We start from the raw sequence: 11229 nt of genomic DNA on the forward strand, positions 1-11229 counted from the left end.
GCTTATCTTTGTAATAACGCCTTGAAAGTTTAATATCACCGATCAGTGTGGAGACTGTTTTTTCATCATGGCTACGATGAACACGATATCTTGCTTTTCTTCCAGGGCTTTTAAAGAGTGATTCCTCAATCGTTGCACAGAGATCTTCTCCTAAATCGACTGAGAGTTGACGCATCGTATCGCGAATGGTTTTGATACACGTTGAAAAGTCTACTTCCCCTTGAATCGCTTGATGATATAAATCTGTCATCATTTTACTAATTTCTTGCATAACTTGTGTTACAATATTCATGGATAACCCTCTAACTTTCTGTCTGTTTTGGCTACTAACAGTATAGCAGAGGGTTATCTTTTTTGCTTTTAGCTTACCAACAGTTATTTTACACTAAGGAATGAATTTAGGAAATATTTTTGGGAGGGCTTTCATGGATATTCGTCAACTCAACTATTTTATTGCTGTTGCTGAAACTAAAAATTACACTCACGCAGCTAAAAGTTTGTTTATCTCACAACCCGCTTTAAACAAAACAATTCGTAAGATGGAAGAAGAATTAAATAATCAACTGTTCGTCTATCAAGATAATATACTCCAATTAACTACTGCTGGAGAGCTACTCTATGAAAGAGGAAAACCATTAGTTCAAGAATTTGACTCAATCGTTGAAGAAATTCAAACCCTTCATTTAAAGAACAAAAATTACATTAAGTTAGGATTGACCTTTCTTACTTCGTTACAATTTATGGAAGCAATTACTAAATTTATTATTGAACACCCTTCAATTAAGCTTGAAATTGTCCAAGAAGGCTCTTTAAAACTACAACGCCTTCTATCTCAAGGAGACATTGATATTGCGATTTTATCTTTTCCTATGACATACTCTAATATTTATATGGAGCCGTTAGAAAACAAGCAACAGTATAAAGCTAAAGTTGTTGTTCCAACGAACCATCCTTTAGCTACGAAAGAACAAATTGGTTTTGAAGATTTGCACGATACACCTATTAGTTCATTAACTGCTGATTATGTACTCGGAGATTTAATGACAAAAGAAGCGTTAAAAGAAGGCTTTACTTCAAATATTGTTTTCTATCATAATGATTATGACGTTTTATTGCATAGTTTGCACCAATTGAATTCAGTGGCGCTACTTCCGGCTGAACTTGAACCCTATACGCGAGTCGAAGATATTTGCTGGATCCCTTTTGCTCAGCGATCAAATACTTTTACGCAAGGTATCGGTACACGTCGTGATTTTGTACATACACTCGATTCAATTCAATTTATTAATGCTATTAAACAAACAGAACTGCCCTTAGATAACTAAGAGCAGTTCTATTTTATTAGTTAACACGTTTAACAGAATCTCCTGTTTTCAGTACTTCTACGACCGCATCTAAGCCAAACACTAAAATATTACGGTTGGCTACGTCTGTATAGAAAGCTAAGTGAGGAGTGAATCCAACTTTTGGATGATGAATTAAACGCTCGAATAATTTATCTTCAATTTCTTTATCGCGGTAATCATACATAATGTATGCTTCTTCATGCTCATAAACGTCAATGAAAGCATAATCTAAGATGTCTTCATCTAAAGCTTTTAATAAGTCTTCTGTGTTCACTAAGCCACCGCGTCCGGCGTTAAGTAGTATCGCATGTTTTTTCATTTTGTTGAACATATCCATATCAAACAAATGATAGTTATCTTCAGTTTGAGGCATGTGTAAGCTGACAATATCGGCTTCCTTAACGACTTCGTCTACGCTATCTTTATACTCTAAGTATTGACGCCCTTCGTCATTTGGATAAAGATCATAACCAATAACTTTACAGCCAATTCCTTTAAAGATACGCGCTGCTTCACGTCCAATATGACCCACACCTAAAATACCCACAGTCATATCTTTTAATAAACGACCGCGTTTTTCAGGTGACCATCTAAAGTCGTGTTCTTCTGCTGCTTTCATAATTAAAGGTAGTTTGCGAACTCCCATCATCGCTCCTGCAACAACGAATTCAGCGATGGACTCTGGTGAATAAACAGGCACGTTTGTTACAATAATGCCGTTATCACTTGCAGCTTTTAAGTCATGGATTTCATATCCTGCACTACGTTGAGCGATTTGTTTCATGCCAAACTCTGCTAATTTTTCATACATTTCACGAGTAATCGGATGCATTTGACTTACTGCAATTCCGTCATGTCCTTTAGCTAACTCGATAGTTTCCATTGTTAGCGGTTCATGTAGAATGGTTAATTCAACATCATTTTCTTTTGCCCATTCTTTAGCTGCTGGAACGTCTTCTTTCTTGACACTATATGCAATGACTTTATACACTATGTATCATCTCCTTTTTCTTTCTTTATAATCTTCAAAGATATCGATGGCTGCATCCTAATCATATTCGGCACAGCGTCTAATGATTATTTCTCAACAAATTGGCTAGCTTCTTCCTCATTGTTAAGAACCCTTAAAATTCCAAAGGCTAATGCATCCATTTCTTGTTCGCCCGGATACGCTTTGACGGGTGCAATAAATTCAGATCGTTGCGCAACGCGTTCAATTAACTCCTTAGAGTACGCCATTCCTCCGGTAACGCCAATCATATCTACTTTTCCTTCAAGAGTTGTGGATAACGCAGCAATAGTTTTACTAATGCCTAATGCTAAAGCATCAAACACTAAGCTTGCATAATCATCTCCTTGTTGGATTTGTTTTAAGACTTGTCTTAAGTCCTTTGTGTGACAGTGAGATTGGAGTCCAGCATTTTTTCTAGATAAGATAGAAAACTCTTTGGCTCCCATTTCTTCTACTTTTTGGATAACCACTTTGACTGGAAGTCCACCAGAGCGCTCAGCTGAAAACATAATTTCATCATCGGAAATGAAGTCAACGACTTCACCTTTTTGGTGGGCGCTAGCGGAAGCACCTCCACCCATATGAACGACAACCGCATTAATCTCTTCGTAGCTCTTATCCAAGTCGTGAGCAATATTTCGTGCCACTGCTCGCATATTTAAATGATGGCCTATACTTTGACGTTCAATGCCTTTAATCCCTGTTATTCGAGCAACAGGTAACATAGAATCAACTGTAACAGGATCATAAATATAAGCTTTAGCTTCTCGAGATCCGAACTGTTGAACAACTTTTTGAGCTAATGCTGCCCCAAGGTTGGAAGCGTGTTCTAATACAGGACGATGTCTTAAATGATATACTAAATCATCATTGACTTCAATAGCTCCTGGAGGCACTGGACCAATCAAGCCGCCTCTTGCAGCAACAGCATCTAGTGACTCTACTTTTTGGTCTTTAAGAATGTTCAAAATGTCTTTTAATCGTAAATCGAATTGATCGAAAATGCCATCAAAGTCTTGTAGTTGCTCGCTAGTATATTCAATGGTTTGTTCGAATTGTTGTTCTTTATTTTGATACAATGCAATTTTAGTTGAAGTAGCTCCTGGATTAATCGCTAGAATTTTCATTGCGAGTCTCCTTTCATCATAATTTGAGAAAGCAGTACCGAAGCAAACTTTTCATCGGCCGAGGAACTGCGAGAAGTCACCACAATTGGAACTTTAGCTCCCATAATGACTCCGGCCATCTGTGCTCCACCAAATAAAATAAGAGTTTTAGATAAAATATTACCTGTACTAATATCTGGTGCATATAAAATATCTGCATCTCCTTGAATTTCGCCACGGTAGTCCTTTTCTTTGGCGATATCAGGGACTAAAGAAATATCAATCGATAAAGGTCCTTCGATAATTGTATTTTCAATTGTCAATTCTTTAGCAAGTTGTTCTTCAATGACTGAAGAAGCAAGTTTAGGAATGACTTGCTCTGCCGCTGATAATAAAGCCACTTTCAGCGGTTTATTTAATAAGTGTTTCATGACTTTTACCGCATTTTCAATGACTACTTTACCGCTCTTTTCATCAGGTTCTAAAACAAGTCCTCCATCACTAATAGCCACTAAGCGTTTTAGAGTAGGAACATAAAGAACAGCTACGTGGGTTAAGACATCTTTGTCACGAATACCGGTCTCTTTGTTAACTACTTGTTTTAATAAAGTTCCGGTTCCAATATGACCTTTTAAAATAATATCCGCTTTACCTTGACGAACTAGTTCAACGGCTTTAAAGGCACTTTCTTCGTCGCTAGATACCGATTCAATACTATAACGTGACGGATCAAGAGAGTAATTTTCTAAAACTGATTCAATTTCTTTTTCATCGCCTAACAAGATAACGTTCATCGTTGTTTCATCAATGACTTGTTGAACACTTTTAATGACTTCATCGTCAGCTGCATTCACAGCGACCATCGTTAATTTTGTGTGATCTTGTTTTAATTCAGGGTGTAAACGGTAAATTTCATTAATTAATGATGCCATATAATCCCTCCTAAATATCTAAATAGTAATCATTAGGTGATAAAATTGGCCATACTTTCATAAATAAATATTTAAAGAATAGTGATACTGCAATTGGCACGACAACAAAAGCAAAAATTGTCACTAAAATATTAGAAAAACTCCAGCCACCTTCTACTAAGTTTAAGTGGTTAATTGGACCAACAAGCCCGCTAATTCCAAACCCAGCACTCATTGGTGTTCCTAAAATACCTAAAACAGATCCTACGGCCCCAGCTATTGCAGCACCGCAAATCGATGGCAGTAAAATCAATGGTTTTTTGATGACATTTGGCATGGACATCTTTGGTGAACCGATAAAGTGGGCGACGCTGGTTCCTTTAGAGTTCACTGTCCATCCATTAATCGCAAAAGCAAATCCTGTCACTGTAATTCCTAAGTTACCTGCTCCTGAACCTAAACCAGCTAATCCAATAGCAAGCGCAATCCCGACCGTAGTAATCGGACTAACAATTAAAACAGAAAAGACCATCGCAATTAAAATACTCATTAACATTGGCTGTAGAGTGAGTAATTGAGCGACTCCGTAACCAACTAGACTCGTAATTTTCATTGTGTAAGGTAAAAGGAAATGGCCAATTCCTCCAGCAATTAGTAACATCATTGGTGGAATCACTAAAATGGTATAAGCTCTTAATTTATTACCAACAGCTAAAATTAACAGTGCACCAATAGCCGCTGTAATTCCCATATTAATAATGTCTCCCGTTCCTGCTAGGACTAAGCCTTCCGGAGTAAACGTAACAGCTCCTGAAGCAACCATCGTTGCTAATCCAAGAGAAGCTGCTTGAATGGGATTAAATTTAAAGTTTAAACCAATTAAAATACCACAAACAACGGCCATGACTGAGTTAGATAGGCCAAAATACCAAACCATATTAGATAAAGCTGGCATTGAGGATGAAGCTAAATATTTAAATAATTCCGATAATAAAGCACCTGGAATTAATACAACAACGGATCCAATGGCTAGCCCGTTAAGTATATTCATCACAAATTCTTTGGCTGTTAACTTTTGTTCCATAATAATCTCTCCTTTACAAAGATCGGTGCTAGAGAGTCTAGCACCGATAAATTTTATTGATGAATGCCTTGACCTAGTAAGACTTCATTGGTATCCATCAATGCTTCAGAAAGAGATGGATGGTTATGAATTGTAAGTACTACATCTTCAGCAGTCAATAAGTTTTCAATTGCTAAAGCGACTTGTCCAATCAATTCGCTAGCATCTGGGCCGACAATTTGGCCACCTAAAATGGTATTATTTTCTTTATCACTAATTAAGCGAATAAATCCTTCGGTTTGTTCCATCGTAATAGCACGGCCATTACCAGCAAACATAAAGGTTGCTTTATTATATTCGATACCTTGCTCTTTACAATCAGATTCTGTCAAACCAACTGTCGCAATTTCTGGCGTTGTATAAGCTACGGTAGGAATGGCTAAATAATCATTGGCACTTCCTTTTTTACCAGCTAAGTGCTCGGCAGCTACCTTACCTTCGTAAGATGCTTTATGAGCTAAGGCAGGTCCTGAGACAATATCACCAATAGCATAAATATGCGGAACACTCGTCTGCATAGCTTCATTGACTGGAATTAATCCTTTATCATCAGTGGTAATGCCAGTTAGCTCTAGACTAATGTTATCTGTATTCGGTTTTCGTCCTACCATGACCGCTAACTTTTCAGATGTGACTGTTTCTTCTTTACCTTCAACAGAATAAGTGAGTTCCACGCCGTCATCTACTTCTTTAGAGCTTGTCGCTTTGGCATTGGTAATGATCTTCATACCTAAGCGTTCTGCTTCTTTTAAGACTGGTTTAACTAAATCCGCATCAAAGCCATTTAAAACCCGGTCTGTTCCTTCAATGGCAGTGACTTGACTACCCATAGAAGCAAAGGCCATCGCTAATTCCATTCCAATATATCCGCCACCGATAAAAGTAAGGGATTTTGGTAATTCCTCTAAGGCAAGTACACCCGTAGAATCTAAAATATTTTCTCCAAAAGGAAAAGCTTTCAGTTCAATTGGACGGCTTCCTGTCGCAATAATTGCCTCTTGGAATTGATAACTTTCGCCCATGTTACCTGAATCAACATCTGGTGGCGTCACATGAACGGTATTTCTAGATACAAAGTTCGCTTCGCCTTTAACAATGGTGACTTTATTTTTCTTAAGTAACATTTCAACCCCTTTAGTCAATGTTGAAACGACTTGTTCATTTTTCCATTGTTGAACTTTAGCCATATTGAGTTTAGACTTTCCATATTCAATACCAATATCAGATGGCCGTTGTGTTTTTTGGAATTCAGACCCTGCGTGAATTAACGCTTTCGATGGAATACATCCTACGTTTAAACACACTCCGCCCATTTCACTCTTTTCAATAATGGTCACTTTTTTACCTAGTTGGGCAGCTCGAATGGCCGCCACATAGCCACCGGGACCTGCCCCGATGACTACTGTATCGACTGTATTTGTAAATCCTCCTACGACCATGTGTTATCACCCTTCTGATAATAGTAAATCTGGATTTTCTAAATATTTTTTAATTAAGTTTAATGCTTGTTGTGCTAACACACCATCAATAGCACGATGGTCAAAAGCAAACGATAATTTCATAACATGCTTTAAGACTGGTTGGTCATTCTCGTCAGGCATGAATTGTTTATCAATGCGACCCACATTTAAAATAGCAATTTCTGGCAAGTTAATTACTGGAGTAGACCATACGCCTGATGTAGCTACTGCACCAACGTTGGTTACTGTAATCGATCCTTTGCCCATTTCTGAACTAGCAAGTTTTCCTTCGAGAGCTTTTTCGCCTAGTTCTTGAATTTCTTTAGCAATTTCAAATAAGCTCTTAGAGTCTGCATTGCGAATCATTGGAACAACTAAGCCTGTTGGCGTATCTGTTGCTACCCCAATGTTGATGTAGTTATGTTGTAAGAATTGTTGGTTTTCCATATCGATTGAGCGGTTGAGTTCTGGGAATTTCTTCATTAAACCAACGAGTACTTTAACAACATAAGCCGTGTAAGTTAAACTAATATCATCTTCTTTAGCTAACCCTTTCATCTTATTGCGGTGGTTAACTAATTCATCAACAACCGCTTGATCAAAGACGGTTACTTGAGCGACTTCACTTGTACTCTTAGCCATTGCGTCTGCAATCACACGGCGCATAGATGTCATCTTAATTGGCGTATCTTCTGGAATACCTTGAGCATCCATGGAAGGTGCAGCAACGAGCGTTTCTTCTTCCGCTACTTCTTCCACTTCTTGTTCTTGTGGCTGAGTTGTTGGACCGTGCTCTAAGAAGTTATCAACGTCTTCCATTGTAATTTTGCCGTGAGCTCCCGTTCCTTCAACTTGAAGTAGATCCACTTCTTTAAGACGAGCATAGCGTCTTACACGTGGCACAGCCATGCGACGAATATCTTTTTCATTAGAAGAGTCTTTTGCTTGTGTAGTTGATTGTTCTTGAGTTGATTGTTCTTTAGCCTCCTCTTTTACCTCTTCTTTTTGTGGTGCTTCTTCAGACGTTTCACCACCAGATTGATAACTTTCTAGTTCTTCTTTGCTTTCGGCAATTTCAGCAATCGGTTCGCCAACAATTCCCAGTTCACCAACAGGGACGTATTGCTTGGCTAAGTAACCAGACACAGGACACGGAAGCTCAACAACTGCTTTATCACTTTGAATTTCTAATAAAGTAGCGTCTGCTTCAACATAGTCGCCCACTTCATATTTCCACTCAAGAACTTCACTTTCGTGAGTCCCTTCGCCTGAGTCAGGTAGAATATATTTAAACATCGTCATTCTCCTTTATCTTAGTAGTTCAATGTAGATAATGTTTGTTCTACAATGTCATCCACATCTGGCATCCAAACACTTTCTGCAAGTCCAAATGGGAATACAGTGTCTGGTGCAGTCACTCGTCCTACAGGAGCATCTAAATCCATGAAGTTACGCTCTTGAATTTCTCCGGCAATTTGTCCGACGATTCCTGCTTGACGCTGGGATTCTTGTAATACGACAACGCGGTTAGTCTTCGCTACTGATTGCGTAATCGTTTCATAATCTACTGGAGCGATTGTTCTTAAGTCGATCACTTCGGCGCTAACACCTTGCTCAGCTAATTTTTCAGCTGCTTGCAGTGCTAGAACAGTCATTAAGCCGTAACCTACTAATGTAATATCTGATCCTTCTCTTGCAACAGCTGCTTTATCTAGATCAACAGTATAGTATCCTTCAGGAACGTCTCCTTTTACTGTACGATAAAGTCTTAAGTGCTCTAAAAATAGAACTGGGTCAGGAGACTCTGCTGCAGCAATATATAATCCTTTAGCATCATAAGCCGTTGTTGGAACAACGATTCTTAAACCAGGAATTTGAGCAAACATTCCTTCTAAACTATCTGAGTGAAGTTCTGGCGTACGAACCCCTCCACCGTAAGGTGCACGGATGGTGATTGGTGCGCTTCGTGTGTTTCCATATCTAAATCTCATCCGAGTAATGTTAGCTGCTAAAGCATCCATTGCTTCTAAAATAAATCCAGAGAATTGAATTTCCGGTAAAGGTAAAAATCCTTCGTCTGCTAGACCAACAGTAATTCCTAAAATTCCTGATTCAGCAAGTGGCGTATCAAAAACTCGTTTTTCACCAAACTTTTCTTGTAAACCATCAGTAATTCTAAAAACTCCACCGTTTCGCCCAACGTCTTGACCAAAAATCAATGCATTGTCATATTTACTCATCACTTCTGTTAAACCATCAGTGACTGCTTGTGCTAATGTTAATTCACGCATTTATTTTCGCTCCTTTTCTTCCCAAATAGCTAGTTGCTCTTTAATGTTTTGTGGTTGATGATCTGTGTCGAACATGTTGTTTAAGAACTCGCTGACTTTTTGATCTTCAATATTTGCGACTTTTGCAAGAGCTTGTTTAACATCCTCTTGCACTTTATCGTAAATTTCTTGTTCTTGTTCATCAGACCATAAATCTTTCTCACGTAAGTAATTACCTAAGCGAATTAGTGGATCTTTTTTCTTCCACTCTTCTACTTCTGAATCTTCGCGGTAACGTTTTGGATCATCTGACATCGTATGAGGTCCAAAACGATAAGTTAAAGCTTCAATTAAGACCGGACCGTTTTCCACGGCATATTCTCTTGCTTGCTTTGTTGCTAAGTACATTGCTACCGGATCCATTCCGTCTACACGAATGGCTGGCACACCGACACCTGATCCTTTTTGAGCTAGTGCTTTAGCAGCAGTCTGTTGAGATACAGGGACCGAAATACCATATCCGTTGTTTTGAATAACAACGACCATGTTTCCTTTATACACACCAGCAAAGTTTAATCCTTCGTAGAAGTCACCTTGAGACGTGGCTGAATCACCTGTATAAGATAAAACAATACGATCTTCTTCTTTCAAGCGCATTCCAATCGCATTTCCTGCCCCTTGAATTGGTGTACCACCTACAATAACGTTTGGTGCGTACATATGAAGATCTTTATCAATCTTATTGGCATCAACGTGTCCTAAATACCACATAAATGCTTGTTCCATCGGCCAACCAAAGAAGATACTTGGGTTAATATCACGATAAGTTGGTGTGAAGAAATCTTCTTCTTTTAATGCTAATAGTGGTCCGTACTGACTTGCTTCTTGTCCACCGGCTGTCGCGTAGTTTACTAAGGAACCTTGACGGTTTAAAATAATCGTTCTTTCGTCCATCGTTCTTGCCCAATACATGGCTTCCATTAATTTAACGAGTTCCTCATCAGAAATAGTTTCCATCGCTTTTTTATCGACGACTTTTCCTTCTGGATCTAATACTTGAATTACCGGGAAATCCTCTTCATAGCTATCGACAATTTTTTGTAAATCGATACTACTGAGTTTTGCAGTTTTTGTCATTATGAATACCCCTTTCGTGTGTTCAACTTTCTACACCCTCATGATAGCGCTTCCATAACCGCTGGAGAAGTACTTAAAAGTTATGACACTATAACTTTTATTTTCTTCTTATCAATCGGAAAATTCGATATAATAAAAAGAAAGAAGTAAAGCAAACAAGGAGGTTGTAATATGACTCAGTCAAGTGATGCTACTTACCGTGTGTGGAATGCGAAAGAACAATCTTATACATATTATGATACGTACCCTAAAGATATAGAGCCTCATCTAATCTTTAAAAATACAATGATTAAAGAAAATGTCCATGAACACTCAGAAGATAACCAATTTATTTATGAAGGAGATCAAGTCAATATTCGTGACATTGAAGAACGCTTTAACTGTGGTGGCGACAATACCATTGATAATACAGGAGAAGTTGTTTGGAAGGATGATTGTTGGCAGCTGCATTGTCAATTAGATAAGGATTTTTCATACATGCATGACAGTGACTACTACGTTTTATTAGAGCAACCCGGAACTAAACGAACGATTCTATAAAAAAGACCCTCCAGTATAGTGACCCCAAAAAGTTAGACTAGATTTTATGAAGAGTTACCCCAATAATGGGTAGCTCTTTTTTGTGTTTCTGAAAGATTCAATAAAGATATAAAACTTAAGTTGCTTCAAGGTGACCAATTTCGCAAGAACAGAGGAGCTGCTAATTGACCTAACCAAAACATCTCATCAGATATCCAGGCTTGTCAAGAGAAAGAGCGAAGCGGCTCTTGATAAGTCTGGATGGTTTGTGAAACCATTGAGGTTAGGTGATTTACGACATGTTTAGGCACTTAAAAGTAATTGTTGTTGTCTGTATTCAACAGG

Annotated in this window: 11 protein-coding genes; 2 read left to right on the forward strand and 9 right to left on the reverse strand. The window is 38.3% G+C overall.

Features of this window, described 5'->3' with window-relative positions:
• Positions 1-292, reverse strand: a 292-nt coding sequence (locus BLR79_RS07365; protein WP_200778881.1) for a UPF0236 family transposase-like protein, incomplete at its 3' end; no start/stop codon positions are given.
• 133 nt (positions 293-425) lie between these two features.
• Between BLR79_RS07365 and BLR79_RS07370 the strand changes: the two genes are divergently transcribed.
• On the forward strand, positions 426-1325 hold the full coding sequence (locus BLR79_RS07370) for a LysR family transcriptional regulator (protein ID WP_159427627.1): 900 nt from the start codon (positions 426-428) through the stop codon (positions 1323-1325).
• Positions 1326-1341: 16 nt separating this feature from the next.
• Here BLR79_RS07370 and BLR79_RS07375 read toward each other — a convergent pair whose 3' ends face one another.
• From BLR79_RS07375 to BLR79_RS07410, 8 genes are all read right to left on the reverse strand, one after another.
• Positions 1342-2337 carry a D-2-hydroxyacid dehydrogenase gene (locus BLR79_RS07375; RefSeq protein WP_092086476.1) on the reverse strand — a complete coding sequence of 332 codons (996 nt, stop codon included), beginning with the start codon at positions 2335-2337 and terminating at the stop codon, positions 1342-1344.
• A gap of 86 nt (positions 2338-2423) precedes the next feature.
• Positions 2424-3485 carry a butyrate kinase gene (gene buk / locus BLR79_RS07380; protein WP_092086479.1) on the reverse strand — a complete coding sequence of 354 codons (1062 nt, stop codon included), beginning with the start codon at positions 3483-3485 and terminating at the stop codon, positions 2424-2426.
• Positions 3482-4396 carry a phosphate acyltransferase gene (locus BLR79_RS07385; RefSeq protein WP_092086482.1) on the reverse strand — a complete coding sequence of 305 codons (915 nt, stop codon included), beginning with the start codon at positions 4394-4396 and terminating at the stop codon, positions 3482-3484. The genes buk and BLR79_RS07385 overlap by 4 nt, the downstream gene beginning before the upstream one ends.
• A 10-nt stretch (positions 4397-4406) precedes the next feature.
• Positions 4407-5459, reverse strand: a complete 1053-nt coding sequence (locus BLR79_RS07390; protein ID WP_092086485.1) for a PTS sugar transporter subunit IIC — start codon at positions 5457-5459, stop codon at positions 4407-4409.
• A gap of 53 nt (positions 5460-5512) precedes the next feature.
• On the reverse strand, positions 5513-6937 hold the full coding sequence (gene lpdA / locus BLR79_RS07395) for a dihydrolipoyl dehydrogenase (protein WP_092086488.1): 1425 nt from the start codon (positions 6935-6937) through the stop codon (positions 5513-5515).
• Between the two features lie 6 nt (positions 6938-6943).
• Positions 6944-8254, reverse strand: coding sequence for a dihydrolipoamide acetyltransferase family protein (locus BLR79_RS07400; RefSeq protein WP_092086491.1), 1311 nt, complete (start codon positions 8252-8254; stop codon positions 6944-6946).
• A gap of 17 nt (positions 8255-8271) precedes the next feature.
• Entirely contained in the window at positions 8272-9249 is a 978-nt protein-coding gene (locus BLR79_RS07405; protein WP_092086494.1) for an alpha-ketoacid dehydrogenase subunit beta, read from the reverse strand.
• The gene (locus BLR79_RS07410) at positions 9250-10365 is read right to left on the reverse strand and encodes a thiamine pyrophosphate-dependent enzyme (protein ID WP_092086497.1); all 1116 of its coding nucleotides are present in this window, start codon (positions 10363-10365) and stop codon (positions 9250-9252) included. It lies immediately after the preceding gene.
• A gap of 171 nt (positions 10366-10536) precedes the next feature.
• Here BLR79_RS07410 and BLR79_RS07415 point away from each other — a divergent pair, with 171 nt between their 5' ends.
• Entirely contained in the window at positions 10537-10905 is a 369-nt protein-coding gene (locus BLR79_RS07415; RefSeq protein WP_092086500.1) for a hypothetical protein, read from the forward strand.
• The last annotated feature ends 324 nt before the right edge of the window (positions 10906-11229 follow it).

It is taken from the genome of Dolosicoccus paucivorans, from assembly GCF_900100125.1.
GTDB classification, from domain to species: Bacteria; Bacillota; Bacilli; order Lactobacillales; family Aerococcaceae; genus Dolosicoccus; species Dolosicoccus paucivorans.